Source organism: Rhodococcus sp. FW305-130, assembly GCF_058788335.1.
In genome coordinates this window covers 310,755-326,921 of record NZ_JBYTAP010000002.1, presented here as the reverse complement: position 1 = coordinate 326,921, position 16,167 = coordinate 310,755, and the positions used below count along the sequence as shown (strand labels likewise).

Sequence of the window (16,167 nt, the reverse complement as noted above, 5' to 3'; positions counted from 1 at the left end):
ATAGGCTCATGCCCCGTGCGCGCACTGCTGATCGTCAACCCCAATGCCACCTCCACCACCGCTGCCGGTCGTGACCTGTTGGCACACGCCCTCGAGAGTCGGGTGCGACTTACTGTGGCGCACACCACACATCGGGGACACGCTGCCGAACTGGCGCGCGAAGCCCACGAAGACGGCTTCGGCTCGGTGATCGTCCACGGCGGCGACGGAACGGTCAACGAAGTGGTCAACGGACTGCTCGGGTCACCGCATCCCGCGTCGATGAAATCGGTTCCGGTCGGTCCGATCCCGACGATCGCTGTCGTCCCGGGAGGCTCGGCAAACGTTTTCGCGCGCTCACTCGGTATTGCCGCCGACCCGATCGACGCCACAAACCAACTCGTCGATCTACTCTCGGAACGAACGAGACGCCGAATCGGGCTCGCACACTGCGACAACCGTTGGTTCACGTTCAACGCCGGAATGGGCCTCGACGCCGATGTATGCGAAGCCGTCGACGCCAGCCGTAAGAACGGTGACGCCGCCACACCCGCCCGGTATGTCCGAACCGCAATCGCGGCGTTCTTCCGTGCCAAGCGAGCCGAGCCCGCCCTGACAGTCCACCTCCCCGATCAGGATCCCGTCTCCGGAGTCCACTACGCGTTCGTGTCGAACTCGAGCCCGTGGACATATCTGGAAGAGCGTCCCGTACACACCAATCCGGGAACGACCTTCGACAGTGGACTCGGCATCTTCGCCATGACGAGCACCAAAGTCCTACCGTCTCTGCGGGTTGTGCGACAGCTCCTCGCACGCGGCGCAGAACCGAAATCGAAGGTCCTTCTACGCACCGACGACGTCCCGACAATCACCATCGAATCGTCGCGACCGATCGGACTGCAGATGGACGGCGACTACATCGGACTTCGCGAAAAAGTCGAATTCACCTCGGTCCCGGATGCACTGGAAGTGTTCGCACCGATTCCGACGTGAGTCAGGCAACACGTTTGACCTGCAAAAACTCTGGTGCCGAATAGTCGAAATCGGGTAAAATGCCGGTGACGCCCAGGTGGCCGTCAGGTGTGTCACAAATTAGTGAGTTGGCCCACGAACCCGTTCAAACCTATTGACATACCGCGAGTTCGTGAAAGCATTCACAAGTAACAGTGCGGAAACATTGATGACGCACACACAAACTCATTGGTACCAAATGGTGTGAATACACACCCAATTAAGGAGCGAAAAAAGATGGACTGGCGCCACAACGCAATCTGTCGCGACGAGGATCCCGAACTGTTCTTCCCGGTGGGAAACAGTGGACCGGCCCTCGCTCAGATCGCTGATGCCAAGGTTGTCTGCAACCGCTGCCCCGTCACCGCCGAGTGCCTGTCCTGGGCTCTCGAGTCCGGTCAGGATGCAGGCGTCTGGGGCGGAATGAGCGAAGACGAGCGTCGCGCACTCAAGCGTCGTAACGCACGTACCCGTGCACGCACTTCCGTCTAGGTATAACCGAGACGTTCGACTCGCGGCGGAGAACAGCCCCTCCGCACAGTCGAAGACGACAGCCCGACACCACATGGTGTCGGGCTTTTTGTCTGCTCGAATCGCTAACGCTGCTCGAATCAGTAACGCGCAGTGCGTCTACCGAGCGGCACACGCAGAACCGCGTCGGTGCCGCCACCGCTTCCCGGGTGCAGTCCGAGCGAGCCACCGAGTTCGGCGCCCAGCAAAGTCCGCACGATCTGGAGTCCGAGCCGATCGGACTTCTCGAGGTCGAAGTTCTCCGGCAGGCCGCGCCCGTTGTCGTGGATGATCACGTCCAACCAGCGCGCAGAACGCTCGGCGCTGAGTGTGACCGTGCCGGTCACTCCCGGATCGAAAGCGTGCTCGATCGCGTTCTGCACCAACTCCGTCAGCACCATGACCAGCGGGGTGGCGCGCTCGGCGGAGAACACTCCGAAACTGCCCTCACGCCGAATCGCCACCGGCACACCCACTCCCGCGACATCGGAGAGCATGGGAACCAACCGGTCGATCACCTCGTCGAGATCCACCTCTTCGTCCACCGACATCGACAAGGTGTCGTGAACGAGGGCGATGGACGTCACGCGCCTCACCGACTCTGTCAACGCCTGTCGCGCTTCGTCGTTGCCGGTTCGCCTGGCCTGTAGACGCAGAAGCGCCGCGACGGTTTGCAGGTTGTTCTTCACTCGATGGTGAATCTCGCGGATGGTTGCGTCCTTGCTCAGGAGAGCGCGATCACGACGCTTGACCTCGGTGACGTCGCGGACGACGACCGCCGCACCGACATGCCGGCCGCCCGGCTTGAGAACCAGGGCTCGCAGCAGAACGGTCGCCCCGCGCGCCTCGATCTCCATACGGCGACCGGGCTTGTCCGCCAACGTATCTCGGATGTATCCCGCAGCTTCCTGAGACTCGAACGGGTCGGTGACCAACGAACGGGTCAACGCCGCGAGGTCTTGGCCCACCAAATCCGAACTCAGACCCATCCGGTGATAGGCCGAGAGCGCGTTCGGGCTGGCATAGACGACGGTGCCTTCGGTATCGAGACGGATGAAGCCGTCGCCCGCACGTGGGCTCGAGTTCGTGTCGGAGCGCGATTCTCGGATCGGGAAGGTTCCGTCGCTGATCATCTGACACAGGTCTTCGGCGCAATCGAGATACGCGAGCTCGAGCGGACTCTGCGCTCGCTGGTGCGACAGGTTGGTGTCGCGGCTCAGAACCGCGATGACTCGCCCGTCCAGACGCACCGGAACGGCTTCCCGACGCGGCGGCATTCCTTCACGCCACGTCTCGTCTTCCCCGCGCACGACGCGGCCCTCGACGAGAGCGCGAAGAACCTGCGGGTGCTCGGACTCGGAAACGACCGTTCCGACCGCGTCCTCCGGAAAAGCCGTCGATGCCGTTGTCGGCCGGCAATGCGCGACGCAGATGACCGTCCCCTCGGATCGGTTCTTCTCCGATTCGGTGCCCACCCACAGGAGAACGTCGGCAAAGGAGAGGTCGGCGAGCAGTTGCCACTCCCCCACGACGCGCTGGAGATGGTCGACCGCCGCACCGGGAAGATCGGTGTGTTCGGCGAGGAGGTCACTGAGAGTGGACATCGTCCGGCTTAGGAGATCACGGCGATCAGATCGCCTTGCTGAATCACGTCGCCGACCTTGACGCCCACCGTCGTCACCGTTCCCGGAACCTCGGCCAGGACGGGAATCTCCATCTTCATGGATTCGAGGATGACCAGGGTGTCGCCGTCCGCAACGACGTCTCCCTCGCTCACGACGACCTGGTAGACCGTCGAAACCATCTCGGCGCGCACGTCTTCTGCCATCGTGAACCTCACTTCTGTCGGAACTGCACTCTGACCACGAAAATACGTCGACGGATCACTCGATCGACCTGCCAATGGAACCACACCGGCATCGGCGTGAAACAATGACGCGAAAGAAACAGAAGGGAGACCAATCATGGGTAAGCGTGGTCGTAAGAAGCGCAGCCGTAAGGGCAACGCCGCTAACCATGGCAAGCGTCCAAACGCCTGACATGTAGCGCAACAAAACGTCCGAGGGGCGGGGAAGCATTGCTTCCCCGCCCCTCGGACGTTACTGCCTTCCGACTGCTGCCGCTCAGATCTTCGCTGACGGGCTAGCTGTCGGTTTCGGTAGTCGTTATGACGATGGTCCGACGCAACTCGACGGTGAGCCGCTGACGCAGGCTTTCCGGCGCGTGGTCTCCACCGCACTTACGGTTGATCAGGCTCTTGACCTTCTCCTCGATCCCGTAGGCCTCGAGGCACGATCCACAATCGTCGATATGACGCTGCAGGCGAGCACGACTCGAATCGTCGCATTCACCGTCGAGCATCAACCAGACGTCGGCGATGACTGCCGAGCAGTCGAGCCTTTCGAATTCGTCCTGCTCACTCATCGTGTGACACCTTCCGTCTCGGTGGCTGCGACTGTGGCTGTGTCGACCGCGCCGTCCCGATTGAATCCCCGGTCTTTTGCGACATCGGCCAAAAGACCACGCAATTGCTTGCGACCACGGTGCAGTCGCGACATCACCGTTCCGATGGGTGTGCCCATGATCTCCGCGATCTCCTTGTACGGGAATCCTTCGACATCGGCGTAGTACACGGCCATACGGAATTCCTCGGGAAGCGACTGCAGCGCCGCCTTGATGTCGTCGTCAGGCAACGCGTCGAGCGCCTCCACCTCGGCCGATCGCAGCCCCGTCGAGGTGTGCTCGGCGGTGGCAGCCAACTGCCAGTCGGTGATCTCGTCCGTCGGATACTGCGCGGGTTGGCGCTGCTTCTTGCGGTACGAGTTGATGTAGGTGTTCGTGAGAATCCGGTACAGCCAGGCTTTCAGGTTGGTACCGGCACGGAACGAACGGAAAGCGGTGTACGCCTTGACGTACGTCTCCTGCACGAGATCCTCGGCATCAGCCGGATTCCGCGTCATGCGCAGGGCAGCGCCGTACAACTGGTCGAGCAGCGGGAGCGCGTCGCGCTCGAACCGGGCAATCAACTCATCCGCAGTTTCGGGCGTTTCGGACACAGCGCCGTCGATAGGTTCAGTTACCCCTGACGGTTCGTCCTTGGGCCGGTCGTGTTCCAGCACTCTGATCCCTTCACTAGCCGTAGGGATCAAGGTTACCGCCAACTGAAGATCCGACCCACGGGCCGGTGGTGGCTCACACACAGCCAGCACGGTCGCTCCTTCGCTTCTCGGGACAAGTTTCATCAACTGGTACCAACACGGGAGTCTGCGACTCTGTTCCCGGCCTGGTCGGATGTACCTGTCGGCGATCCACATAGGGTGTTCCTCATGGCCGGAACAGCGACCCCTGCGACCGTACTTCTCGACAAGTCGAAGACACCGCACCGCGTTCACAGCTACGACCACGATCCTCGCGCCGAATCTTTCGGCGACGAGGCGGTCACTGCACTGGCAGAGTCGACAGGCGTCGAGGCCGCACAGATCTTCAAGACCTTGGTCGTCAAACTCGACACCGGCAAGCTCGCCGTCGCGGTCCTGCCGGTCCCGAACAAGCTCTCGCTCAAAGCCGCAGCCGCTGCCCTCGGTGCAAGCAAAGCCGTCATGGCCGATCGCGCCGAAGCCGAGCGCTCGAGCGGCTACGTCTTCGGCGGTATCTCACCGCTCGGCCAACGCAAGAAACTGCCGACCGTGATCGATGCGTCGGCGCTCGACTGGGACCGCATTCTCTGCAGCGCCGGTCGACGCGGGCTCGAGATCGAGCTGGCTCCGACGGACCTCGCGCAGTTGAGTGGCGCGGTCACGGCGCAAATCACGGCGGGCTGAGTATCCGGTCGCTACGGTCTCACCATGCGACCACACCTGAAAACTCTTGCACTGACCGCTGCAGCGGCAGCTCTCACCGTCTCGCTGACGGCCTGCGGGAGTTCGGACAATGCCGCCAAGGAAGTCACGGTAGTCGGATCAGGGCAGGTCCGCGGGGCGCCGGACATCCTCAATGCCGACATCGGCATCGAGGTGGTTGCCCCGGATGTATCGGGAGCGGTCTCGGAGGCGAATGACAAGGCCCGTCAGATGATCGACGCGATAGTCGCCGCCGGTGTGGCCCCCGAGGACGTGCAGACAAGCGATCTGTCCGTCCAGCCGCAGTACGACGCCAGCGGCGGACCGTTCGTCGGCGGCAACGTGACCGGCTACCGGGCAACCAACTCGGTACGAATCGTCGTGCGCGATCTCGACAAGGCCTCTTCTGTCCTGGACGCCGGCATCGCGGCGGGCGGAAACGCGGCACGGCTCGGCAACGTCGCCTTCGCCATCGACGACGACTCTCAGCTTCTGGCCGACGCTCGCACCCGGGCCTTCGAGGACGCGAAGAACCGTGCCGAGCAGTACGCGGATCTGTCCGGTACGTCGCTCGAGAACGTCGTGACCATCACCGAGGCACACGACACGAGTGGCGGTCAGACCATGCGCGCTCCCGACGCCTCGATGTCCGACATGGTTCTCGCCCCGGGAACCCAGCAGGTCTCGTTCGAGGTGACCGTTACCTGGGCTCTCGGCTGACCACTAGAGCAGGCTGATCTGCTCGCCGGCACGGTCGACGTCCGGCTCGATCAACTCGTGCCCGTTGTTCTTGACACTGTTGACCAGCGGCCGGACTCGATCGACGTCGATCCGCTCGAAGAGGTCCGGTACCGGTTCGAGCAGAGCCGAATCGACGGTGTTGTCGGGGTCGAGCCACGCCTCCCAGCGGTCACGAGGCAGGGCGAGGGGCATGCGGTCGTGAACCTGCTCGAGGTGACCGAGAGAGTCGACTGTGACGATCGAGCAGCTCAGGACGGGGCTCGTGTTCTCGACCCTCGGGTCCCGCCAGGCAGACCACACGCCCGCCATGAACAGCCGTGATCCGTCGTCGGGGTGCATGTAGTAAGGAATCTTCGCTGCCTTTTTCCCGCCGGTGGCCTCGGTCTGCCACTCGTACCACCCGTCCATGGGGACCAGGCAACGCTTGAACTTGAAGGCGGTCCGAAACGCCGGCTTCTCCGCCAGCGAGTCGGCGCGGGCGTTGAACAGGACCGGGCCTTTGCCCAGTTCCTTGGTCCACGACGGCACCAATCCCCATCGCATCCGCCGAATCCTCTTGGTCGGATCGCTGTCGGGGTTTTCCCGATCGTGGCGTTCGACGACGGTCAACACCTCGGTCGTGGGGGCCACGTTGTAATCGGCTTCGACGGGCGCCGAGTGGTCCGTCTCGTCGAGCGCATCGAGTTCCACCGCCAGGGTGGCCGGGTCCGCTGTGGTCGCATACCTTCCGCACATGACACCCAGGGTGGCACGGTTTCGACCATTCCCCCACCGATGAGAGAAGATGGACCATGTGAGTCTGAGTCTGTGGAGCGCCCCGAGGGCCCAAGCACCCGTCGATGCAGTGGTGACGCTGCCCGGATCCAAGTCCATCACCAATCGAGCTCTGATTCTTGCCGCACTTGCGGATGGCCCGTCCACGATTACCGGTGCACTTCGCAGCCGTGACGCCGACCTGATGATCGCAGCTCTGCGTGACCTCGGCATCGGCGTCGAGGAAGCCGGCGATCCGACCACGCTTCGCATCACCCCTGGGCCCCTGCGCGGCGGCGAGGTCGACTGCGGCCTGGCCGGCACCGTGATGCGCTTCCTGCCGCCGCTCGCCGCGATGGCCGACGGCATCGTCCGTTTCGACGGCGACGAGCAAGCACGCACCCGCCCCCTCGGCACCATCTTGGAGGCACTGCGCGGTCTCGGCGCTCGGATCGAGGGTGACGCACTCCCGTTCACCGTCACCGGAACCGGATCCCTACGCGGAGGAACGGTCACCATCGACGCATCCGGTTCGTCGCAGTTCGTCTCCGGTCTGCTGCTCTCGGCTGCCGCCTTCGAAGAGGGTGTCACCGTCCACCACGACGGCAAGCCCGTCCCGTCCATGCCACACATCGACATGACCGTCGAGATGCTCCGCCAAGCCGGAGTCTCCGTGACGACACCAGCCACGGGCGGAGACGCAGACACGTGGCGGGTGGCACCGGGGCCGGTGCGCGCCGTGGACTGGGCGATCGAACCCGATCTCTCCAACGCCACACCGTTCCTGGCCGCAGCCGCTGTTACCGGCGGAACCGTCAGCGTCCCGATGTGGCCGTCGTCGACGACGCAGCCCGGCGACGCGATCCGCGGGATCCTCGCCTCGATGGGCGCCGACGTCACTCTTGCCGACGGCGTGCTGACCGTTCGCGGCCCGGAGAAACTGCGCGGCATCGACATCGACCTCCACGACGTGGGAGAGCTGACCCCCACCGTCGCGGCCCTGGCCGCTCTCGCCGAGGGCACCTCGCATCTACGAGGTATTGCACACCTGCGCGGGCACGAGACCGACCGCCTGGCCGCCCTCGCCGACGAGATCAACAAGCTCGGCGGTTCCGTCACCGAAACCGACGATGGCCTGACGATCGTTCCCGCGGAACTCCATGGCGGACAATGGCTCTCGTATGCCGACCACCGCATGGCAACAGCCGGCGCCATCATCGGCCTGGTCGTCGACGGCGTCGACGTCGACGATGTCGGAACCACAGCCAAGACACTGCCCGGCTTCGAGAACATGTGGATCGACATGCTCGAGAGTTCGCCGGCGACACCGAAGGCAAGCTTCTGAGTCCGCGGCAGTACGACGAGTCCGACGTCCGGGTACGTCCCGGCCGCGGATCCCGCCCCCGTACGAAGACTCGGCCCGAACATCTCTCGGCCGAATCGGGGATGGTGGTGTCGAAGGATCGTGGCCGTTGGGGTTGCGTCCTCGGCGGCGATCCCGACCGACTGATCGTCACGATGCGTGCCCGCGAACTTGGCCGAACCCCCATCGTCGTCGGTGATCAGGTGGACATAGTCGGCGATCTTTCCGGCAAAACCGATACCCTCGCCCGCATTGTCCGGGTTTCCGAGCGTTCAACGGTTCTGCGACGGACGGCCGACGACACTGATCCCTTCGAACGCATCGTCGTCGCGAACGCGGAGCAGTTGCTCATCGTCGTGGCACTCGCCGATCCCCCACCGCGCACCGGTTTTGTCGAGCGCGCACTGGTCGCCGCCTACGTGGGTGGCCTGACACCGATCGTCTGTCTGACCAAGAGCGACCTCGAACCACCCGAGGAATTCGCGAGCACTTTCGCCGACCTCGACATCCAAGTGGTCGTCGCCGGTCGCGACGACCCCCTGGACGAACTGACGCAGATCCTCGAGCACAAGTTGACCGCCCTGATCGGACATTCCGGCGTCGGAAAATCGACATTGGTCAATCGCCTTGTCCCCGATGCCAATCGAGCGGTCGGCATCGTATCCGGCGTCGGCAAGGGCCGGCACACATCGACGCAATCGGTGGCACTCCCCCTCGCCGGTGGCGGTTGGGTGATCGACACCCCTGGCATCCGTTCGTTCGGTCTGGCGCACATCTCGCCCGAGAACGTGGTGGCTGCATTCTCGGATCTCGCTGCGGCGATCGAGGATTGCCCGCGCGGATGCACGCACCTCGGGCCGCCGGCAGACCCCGAATGCAAGCTCGACCTGCTGGAGGGCAAATCCGCTCGACGCGTCGTCGCTGTGCGACAACTGCTGGAAGCGATCAAGTCCAACGATCAGTACTGAGCGACACCCCTTAGCGAGAACAGCAAAGCGGCCCGGCACCATGTCGAATGGTGTCGGGCCGCTTGTTGTGTCTGGTCAGCGCAGGCGGGAAATCAGCGCAGGCCGAGGAGGCTGCGCAGCTTTCCACTCTTGCGCTTACGTGCGATGGCGCTCTTGAGACCGTTACGACGCCCGGTCACGGGATCGACAGTCGACGTCAGTTCGCCGTCGAACATCCGCTCCGACGCCGTCTCGGGCGCATTGTCGACGGTGTCCTTGAGGTACTTGTTGGGCAGCGACAGCTTGGCGATGGTGCGCCAGGACTTGGCGTACTGCACGGCAAGTGGGCCCGTCGTGTACGGCAGGTCGTACTTGTCCGCGAGCTGACGCACCGTGACCGCGATGTCCTTGTAGCGGTTGCTGGGCAGATCGGGGAACAAGTGATGCTCGATCTGGTAGCTCAGGTTGCCCGTCATGAAGTCCATGAGCGCGCTGCCCTCGATGTTGGCGCTACCGAGCATCTGACGCAGGTACCACTGGGCCTGCGTTTCCTTGTCGATGTCTTCCTTGGTGAACTTCTCGGCACCGTCCGGGAAGTGACCGCAGAAGATGACCGCGTTGGTCCACACGTTCCGCAGGGTGTTGGCGGTGAAGTTGGCCGACAACGTGCTCTTCCACGCCGGGCCGGTGATGGCCGGGTAGATGACGTAGTCGCGCAGGACCTGCTTGCCGATCTTCTCGCCGACCTCGCGGAGCTTGCGCTGGGTCTCTTCCTTGTCGGCGCGGCCCTTGGCCACCTTGCCGAGCTCGAGGTGCTGTGCGGCGATGCCGTACTCGAAGAACAGCGCGAGCAGCGTGTTGTAGACCAGATTGCCGGCGTTGAAGGGCTTCCATCGCTGATCGCGGGTGACGCGCAGGAGTCCGTATCCGACGTCGTCGTCCATTCCGAGGACGTTGGTGTACTTGTGATGCAGGTAGTTGTGGGTCTGCTTCCAGTGCGCAGACGGACCGGTGACGTCCCACTCCCACGAGGTGGAGTGGATCTCCGGGTCGTTCATCCAGTCCCACTGACCGTGCATCACGTTGTGCCCGAGTTCCATGTTCTCGATGATCTTCGAGAGCGTCAGCAGGCCAACTCCGGCGAGCCACGCCGGACGGCGACGGCTGGCGAAAAGCACTGCGCGGCCGCCAATTTCGAGTGAACGCTGCAGGCGAATGACGTTGCGCACGTAGCGCGCGTCCTTCTCTCCGCGCGACTCCTCGATGTCGCGACGAATCGCGTCGAGTTCGCGGCCGAGCGCCTCGATGTCGGCGTCCGTGAGATGTGCATATTCCTTGACATCTGCAATCGCCATGGAAAGCCTCCTAGCAGTGAGTTAGGCGCAAAGTAGTAAGTGCAGAACGATCATGACTTCGAATCGTTCAGATCAACTGCACCTACTGTAGCGTAACTTACGGCACCGTAGGTTAGGTTTTTCCCGATGTAACCTATATCACTTCCGGCGCTTCGGCATGCGAGAACGCGCCTGCGACTTGAGTGCGGTCAACAATCCGAGGCGCTTGCCGGTGACCGGATCGGTACGCAGGTCCTCGACCATCGCCATGGCTGCGTCCCGGAACCCTGAGTCACGGAACCGTAGTTCCGAGGACGTTTCCGGAGCATTGTCCGAGGTCGCAGTCAGCCACTTGTCCGGCAAGGCCAGCTTGTGGATCGTGCGCAGCGCAAGGAGATACTGCTTGAAGAGCGAACCGGTGGTGTACGGGAGATCGAACTTCTCACATAATGCACGCATCTTCACGGCAATTTCGGGGTAGCGGTTGCTCGGCAGATCAGGGAAGACGTGGTGCTCGATCTGGTAGCTCAGGTTGCCACTCATGAGTCCCATGAGCTTGCCCGAATTGAAGTTCGCGCTACCGAGCATCTGGCGCAGGTACCACTCGTGACGAGTCTCCTGCTCGAATTCGGCAACGGTGAACTTCTCGGCGCCGTCCGGGAAGTGACCACAGAAGATGACAACGTACGCCCACAGGTTGCGCACGAGATTCGCGGTGGCATTGGCCGTCATCGTCGACTTCCACGCTGGCCCCGTCAGGGCGGGGAACAAGATGAAGTCCTTGCCCACCTGACGAAAGATCTTGCGCGCGAAGTCTTTGTTCGCCTGCGAGTTCAGTTGCCCCTTTTCCGCGCCCTCCAACTCGGCTGCCGCCGTGAGGTCGTGCAGCGCGATGCCCCACTCGAACGTGGCCGCCAAGATCACGTTGGCGATCGGCTGGAAGAGGTTGATCGGCTTCCACGGCTCGTCACGCGTCATACGCAGGATCCCGAAACCGAGGTCCTCGTCCATCCCGACGACGTTGGTGTACGTGTGGTGCTGGTAGTTGTGGGCACGCTTCCAGTGCTCGGAAGGACCGGTCTGATCCCACTCCCACGAAACGGAGTGAATCTCGGGATCGTTCATCCAGTCCCATTGCCCGTGCATGACGTTATGCCCGAGCTCCATGTTCTCGATGATCTTCGACAGGCTCAGCAGGGTCGTCCCGACCAGCCATGCCGGTCGGTACCGACTGCCGAACAGCGCGATACGCCCACCGAGTTCCAACGCCCGCTGGACGCGAATGACGCGACGAATGTAGCGGGCGTCCCGGATTCCACGAGAGTCTTCGATGTCGAGTCGAATCTGATCGAGTTCACGTCCGAGAGCTTCGACATCGGCCTCGGTGAGGTGCGAAAACTCTTTGATATCGGTGATGGCCACCGTGGTCCTCCGTGTGCCTAGAAGCTATGCGTCCAGCGTACAGTCGCCGGCGGCAGCGGAGATGCACGTCTGAATCCGCTCGCCCTCCGCGTGCTGTTTTCCCGAGCGTAGGTCGATTGCGTGGCCGGCGACGAGAGGCACGACACACGTCTGGCAGATGCCCATGCGGCAACCGAAGGGCATCAAGGCGCCGGACTGCTCGCCGGCTTCCAGAAGCGTCGTCGCGCCGTCGACGGTGATCGTCTTACCCGACTTCTCGAACGTGACCGTGCCGCCGTCCGCCGAGGCGTCGATGCGTGAAACCGCGAATCGCTCCATATGGAGTCGATCCTCGATGCCTTCCGCCTTCCAGACGTCTTCGAGCTCGTCGAGCAACGGAAGGGGTCCACACGCCCAGGTGTGGCGCTCACGCCAGTCGGGGCAGACCGTGTCGAGAGAACTGAGTTTGAATTTTCCGTCGCGGCGAGTGAGCTGAACGTGACTCACGAAGTCCTCGTGCTCGGCGTGCAGTGCCGTGAGTTCGTCGGCGAACATCACGTCGGATTCCGTCGGCGCCGAGTGGATGTGCATGACGTCGGGCAATTGACCGCGCCGGTTCATCGTCCGCAACATACCCATGACGGGAGTGATGCCACTGCCGGCGGTGATGAACAGGATCTTCTCCGGCGGCGGATCCGGCAAGGCGAAGTTGCCCGAAGGCGTGGCCAGTCGAACGATGGTTCCCGACGGCACGGCCCCGCTGACGAGGTGGCTCGAGAGAAAGCCCTCTGGCATGGCCTTGACCGCGATGGAAATGCGCTTGTTCTCCCAGTTGGGAGGCGAAGTAAGTGAGTACGACCGCCAATGCCAGCGGCCGTCGATATGCAGACCGATTCCGATGTACTGCCCCGGCTGGTAATTGAAGTCGAATCCCCAACCAGGCTTGATAAGAATGGTCGCCGAATCCGTGGTCTCGGGCCGGACTTCGACGATCTGTCCACGCAGCTCGCGGGCAGACCACAACGGATTTGCGAGGTGCAGATAGTCGTCGGGAAGCAATGGTGTGGTCAGCCGAGCCGCCGCACCACGAAGCAGATTGAGCTTCGACCGCGCTGCCGGAACTACCGACGCTGCCGGTGCCTCGATCCAGTCCTTCAGACCCATCAGACCTCCACCTCTCACCTTCCGAACCCACTGCCTACGGTACCGTAGGTTATCAGGTTACGGTACCGTAGGTTACTTCACGGTAAGCACATTCACAGCAGGTCGAGCAAGAACGGCAACTCCTGCGCGGCGTACCACGCCAACTCGTGGTCCTCCGCGTCGCCGAGCGTGAACTCGGCATCGGCGTCACCGAGATCCGCCGCGTCGACTATGCCAGCAGCGCGCTCGATGTCCGATTCTGCCTGTTCGAGGTCGACATGCACAGATGCAACCTGAGCCATCGTCACAGGACCCGCCAATCGAACTACAGAATCGTCGAGATCGGGACGCAACTTCACATCTGCATCGTCGACGTCGGCGGCAACGACAGCACGCCGGAAGGTGACGTCACCCTCCGTTCCGGCGATCAGCCGCAGCGACGCACGCGCAGCCTCACCCATGGCGACCTCGGCCAACTCGTCGTCATCGCCCGCCGCGTACGACTCACGCAGAGTCGGGGTGACCGCAAAAGCCGTCCGGCTCATCGGGTCGAACTCCTGATCTGCGACCAACTTCTGCAAAATCTCGACCGTCGCCGGTACGTACACCCTCATGAGACCACCTTCATGCTCGTTCGTCACCGACTCGCATCCGTCAATTCCTCGAGTGACTCGAAGATCAGCGAACGAACGACGTCGACGTCCGACATCGCGTCACGGTCGGCATTCAAACCGTAGTAGACATTTCCGTCGTACGACGTCAGGGCGATGCTGAGTGTCTGATTCTTGAGCAGTGGCGACACCGGATACATCTCCAGCATCCGAGCCCCACCGAGGTAGAGCGGGAACTGTGGCCCTGGCGCATTGGTGATCATCAAGTTGAACATTCGCTGCGACAGACTACTGGCCGCACGGGAGCTCATCGCATGCAGCGTCGCCGGCGCAAACCCGGACATTCGCACCATCGTCTGCGCGGTGACCCGCCGACCCTGACGCGCGAATGCCTCCGTCGCATGCGCCACGTGAGAGAGCCGAACAACCGCGTTGGGTTCACCGACAGGCAGGTCGATGAGGAACGAGGAAACATGCCCCGGCGCCTGCGGATCGTCGACGTCGGGACTCTCGGGGCCGTCCGTGTACACCGACATGGGCACCATCGCCCGCACGATGGTCGCCTCGGTCACCGGCTCACCACGCGAGAGCAGCCAGTTCCGCATCGCACCTGCGATGACGGTGAGAATCACGTCATTGATCTCGCACCCGTACCGCGCGCGAATACGTCGATAGTCCTCGAGAGACGTCTTGGCCACCGCAAGGCGTCGATTGCGCGAGATGGTGGCGTTGAGCGGGCTCGACGGGGCCACCTGGGTCGCCGTTCGAACCACTTCTGCGAGTTTCCCGAGTGCACTCACAGCCTCGGTGACGGATGTGGTCACGTCGTTGAACGCTGCACGCGCCCGTGCGATCCCCTCCCCCGGGCTCGTCACGAGATCTGCCATTGCACTGACCAACAGGCTGGTATCGCTCGGCGGCCTGGCGGGCATCCACAATTCTTCGGGGCCTGGCGCTCGATTCTTCTCCGGATCGAAGATCACCTGACTGATCTCTGGAGCCGCCTCGCCGTCCACCAACGACGAATGAGACTTCGTGAAGATGGCAAATCTGTTTCTGGTCAGCCCCTCGACCAGGTACATCTCCCACAACGGCCTCGTGCTGTCGAGTGGTCTCGACGTCAGCCGCGCGATCAGATCCATCAGCTGTTCGTCGGAACCTGGTTTGGGCAGAGCCGATCGGCGTACGTGATAGGTGATGTCGAAATCCGAGTCGTCCACCCAGACGGGGCGGGCCAGGCCGAACGCCACCTCACGCACTCGCTGGCGGTAACGCGGAACCGATCCGAGCCGCTCTTCGACCAGACGAAGCAATTCCTCGTGATCGATCCCGTTTCGCAGTTGCCGGAAGATCCCCAACGAGCCGACATGCATCGGCGTCGTCCCGGCTTCGAGGAAGTAGAAAGCAGCATCCTGAGTCGTCAGTCTGTTCACCATGGCTTCGTGCCCCCTCCGTCGCCGAGATCGAACAGAATCGACAACTCCTCGATGGTCGATTCCGAGCCGACGTGGTGGACCCCGACCATCCCGACTGCCACCGCCGCCCGGACGTTGATTTCGAGATCATCCACGAAAACGAAGTCCTCCGGCTCGACGCCCAAACGACTCGCCGCCAACAGATAGATCTCGGCGTCGGGCTTCGCCATCTCGACATCACCGGACAAGATCACGTCGTCGACCAAGACCCCGTCTCCGAGATCCCGCAACCACTGAGCATTGGCACCGCCGGGATCGTTGCTGACGATTCCCGTCACGATTCCGCGGGCCTTCACCGCGCGCACGACCGCGCTCAAGCCGTCGAGATCCGATCCCGGACCGAACAGCACGCCACCGACATCCAACAGAAGTCCCCGCACGCCATCACCCTAAGTCGCGATGGTGATCACGGCGACATCTCGAGCGTTTCGTGTCATGCTTCTCACCATCGCTCGGGGGAGCGAAGTCCGAGACGACCATCTCGGACGCACGATCATCCGGGGGGATGTCATGGAGCAGGACTGCACAATCATTCTCGAGCCGGCACCACAATTCGAGCCTCACGCGCATACCGTCGCGCTTACGCGGCCGCAGTGCCGACCCGACCGAGCGCAGTGCCGAACCGACCGAATGCTGCGTCGCCCACGAAAGACACCACACAACGGGACGTCGTCCAGTGCCGGTTTCACTCACGTGCTGGAACCGCAGTTGGCGGGTGCCGACATCTTCTGGAACCGATCACTTCGCCTGGTTCTCGAAACCGTCGACCGGCGACGAAATCCGCGGCAACTCAAGGGCGTATTGACGCCGTCCGTCCTGGAAGTTGTTTCGCGACTTTATACTTCGGAATTTTCGGCCCGGAAGCTGGGCGGCGCGGCCGTTCACCGCACCCACGTTCAAGCAGTATCGAAGAGTACCGCCGAAGTCTGTGCGACGTACACACGAGGCACGCAGACATTTGCCGTCGCGGGTCGGATCGACCATACAGACGGAACAGGCTGGACGGTCACCGCACTACACGTGGTGTGACCGTCCAGCCTGCTGAGTACTAACTGCGCTG

The 16,167-nt window shown here is 62.8% G+C and carries 19 protein-coding genes; 8 read left to right on the top strand and 11 right to left on the bottom strand.

The annotated features are described in order from the left end of the window. Positions 1–15 precede the first annotated feature (15 nt). A complete protein-coding gene (locus AC3WQS_RS07660) occupies positions 16–972 on the top strand; it encodes a diacylglycerol/lipid kinase family protein (protein WP_019747798.1) in 957 nt (318 codons plus the stop codon). Positions 973–1,227: 255 nt separating this feature from the next. After that, positions 1,228–1,482, top strand: a complete 255-nt coding sequence (locus AC3WQS_RS07655; RefSeq protein ID WP_003940950.1) for a WhiB family transcriptional regulator — start codon at positions 1,228–1,230, stop codon at positions 1,480–1,482. A 119-nt stretch (positions 1,483–1,601) separates the two neighbouring features. Here AC3WQS_RS07655 and AC3WQS_RS07650 read toward each other — a convergent pair whose 3' ends face one another. Continuing rightward, positions 1,602–3,104 carry a sensor histidine kinase gene (locus tag AC3WQS_RS07650; RefSeq protein WP_019747797.1) on the bottom strand — a complete coding sequence of 501 codons (1,503 nt, stop codon included), beginning with the start codon at positions 3,102–3,104 and terminating at the stop codon, positions 1,602–1,604. A gap of 8 nt (positions 3,105–3,112) precedes the next feature. Next, positions 3,113–3,328, bottom strand: coding sequence for a biotin/lipoyl-binding carrier protein (locus AC3WQS_RS07645; RefSeq protein ID WP_007731208.1), 216 nt, complete (start codon positions 3,326–3,328; stop codon positions 3,113–3,115). Positions 3,329–3,464: 136 nt separating this feature from the next. Here AC3WQS_RS07645 and AC3WQS_RS07640 point away from each other — a divergent pair, with 136 nt between their 5' ends. Further along, complete coding sequence (locus tag AC3WQS_RS07640) at positions 3,465–3,539, top strand: 50S ribosomal protein bL37 (RefSeq protein WP_022597109.1); 75 nt, start codon at positions 3,465–3,467, stop codon at positions 3,537–3,539. A gap of 103 nt (positions 3,540–3,642) precedes the next feature. Here the strand turns inward: AC3WQS_RS07640 and rsrA are convergent, their stop codons facing one another. Next, positions 3,643–3,924: a mycothiol system anti-sigma-R factor gene (gene rsrA, locus AC3WQS_RS07635; RefSeq protein WP_003940722.1), complete on the bottom strand. Its 282-nt coding sequence runs from the start codon at positions 3,922–3,924 to the stop codon at positions 3,643–3,645. Continuing rightward, a complete protein-coding gene (locus AC3WQS_RS07630) occupies positions 3,921–4,619 on the bottom strand; it encodes a sigma-70 family RNA polymerase sigma factor (protein WP_019747795.1) in 699 nt (232 codons plus the stop codon). Before AC3WQS_RS07630 ends, rsrA begins: the two co-directional genes overlap by 4 nt. Positions 4,620–4,826: 207 nt before the next feature. Here AC3WQS_RS07630 and ybaK point away from each other — a divergent pair, with 207 nt between their 5' ends. Together ybaK and AC3WQS_RS07620 are read left to right on the top strand one after the other, a co-directional pair. Next, a complete protein-coding gene (gene ybaK, locus AC3WQS_RS07625) occupies positions 4,827–5,321 on the top strand; it encodes a Cys-tRNA(Pro) deacylase (RefSeq protein ID WP_031330963.1) in 495 nt (164 codons plus the stop codon). Between the two features lie 24 nt (positions 5,322–5,345). Further along, positions 5,346–6,059: an SIMPL domain-containing protein gene (locus tag AC3WQS_RS07620; RefSeq protein ID WP_021332569.1), complete on the top strand. Its 714-nt coding sequence runs from the start codon at positions 5,346–5,348 to the stop codon at positions 6,057–6,059. Between the two features lie 3 nt (positions 6,060–6,062). On the opposite strand, the gene AC3WQS_RS07615 is transcribed toward AC3WQS_RS07620, so the two are convergent. Then, positions 6,063–6,815, bottom strand: a complete 753-nt coding sequence (locus AC3WQS_RS07615; RefSeq protein ID WP_070386889.1) for an SOS response-associated peptidase — start codon at positions 6,813–6,815, stop codon at positions 6,063–6,065. A gap of 49 nt (positions 6,816–6,864) precedes the next feature. Here AC3WQS_RS07615 and aroA point away from each other — a divergent pair, with 49 nt between their 5' ends. After that, positions 6,865–8,178 (top strand): 3-phosphoshikimate 1-carboxyvinyltransferase, encoded by a 1,314-nt coding sequence (aroA, locus tag AC3WQS_RS07610; RefSeq protein ID WP_020969225.1) that lies wholly within the window; start codon positions 6,865–6,867, stop codon positions 8,176–8,178. After that, positions 8,127–9,164 carry a ribosome small subunit-dependent GTPase A gene (gene rsgA / locus AC3WQS_RS07605; RefSeq protein WP_007731200.1) on the top strand — a complete coding sequence of 346 codons (1,038 nt, stop codon included), beginning with the start codon at positions 8,127–8,129 and terminating at the stop codon, positions 9,162–9,164. The genes aroA and rsgA overlap by 52 nt, the downstream gene beginning before the upstream one ends. A 92-nt stretch (positions 9,165–9,256) precedes the next feature. Here rsgA and AC3WQS_RS07600 read toward each other — a convergent pair whose 3' ends face one another. From AC3WQS_RS07600 to AC3WQS_RS07575, 6 genes are all read right to left on the bottom strand, one after another. Next, positions 9,257–10,498 carry a fatty acid desaturase family protein gene (locus tag AC3WQS_RS07600; protein WP_019747790.1) on the bottom strand — a complete coding sequence of 414 codons (1,242 nt, stop codon included), beginning with the start codon at positions 10,496–10,498 and terminating at the stop codon, positions 9,257–9,259. Positions 10,499–10,636: 138 nt separating this feature from the next. Then, the gene (locus AC3WQS_RS07595; protein WP_020907111.1) at positions 10,637–11,899 is read right to left on the bottom strand and encodes a fatty acid desaturase family protein; all 1,263 of its coding nucleotides are present in this window, start codon (positions 11,897–11,899) and stop codon (positions 10,637–10,639) included. A 24-nt stretch (positions 11,900–11,923) separates the two neighbouring features. Then, positions 11,924–13,042, bottom strand: a complete 1,119-nt coding sequence (locus AC3WQS_RS07590; RefSeq protein ID WP_492712691.1) for a ferredoxin reductase — start codon at positions 13,040–13,042, stop codon at positions 11,924–11,926. Positions 13,043–13,134: 92 nt separating this feature from the next. After that, on the bottom strand, positions 13,135–13,635 hold the full coding sequence (locus AC3WQS_RS07585) for a DUF6912 family protein (protein ID WP_020969223.1): 501 nt from the start codon (positions 13,633–13,635) through the stop codon (positions 13,135–13,137). A gap of 23 nt (positions 13,636–13,658) precedes the next feature. Then, a complete protein-coding gene (locus AC3WQS_RS07580; RefSeq protein WP_003940935.1) occupies positions 13,659–15,068 on the bottom strand; it encodes a WS/DGAT/MGAT family O-acyltransferase in 1,410 nt (469 codons plus the stop codon). Beyond that, positions 15,062–15,487, bottom strand: coding sequence for an HAD-IA family hydrolase (locus AC3WQS_RS07575; protein ID WP_099697343.1), 426 nt, complete (start codon positions 15,485–15,487; stop codon positions 15,062–15,064). The genes AC3WQS_RS07580 and AC3WQS_RS07575 overlap by 7 nt, the downstream gene beginning before the upstream one ends. A gap of 55 nt (positions 15,488–15,542) precedes the next feature. Here AC3WQS_RS07575 and AC3WQS_RS07570 point away from each other — a divergent pair, with 55 nt between their 5' ends. Further along, positions 15,543–16,136, top strand: coding sequence for an Rv3235 family protein (locus AC3WQS_RS07570; protein WP_046379867.1), 594 nt, complete (start codon positions 15,543–15,545; stop codon positions 16,134–16,136). Positions 16,137–16,167 lie beyond the last annotated feature (31 nt).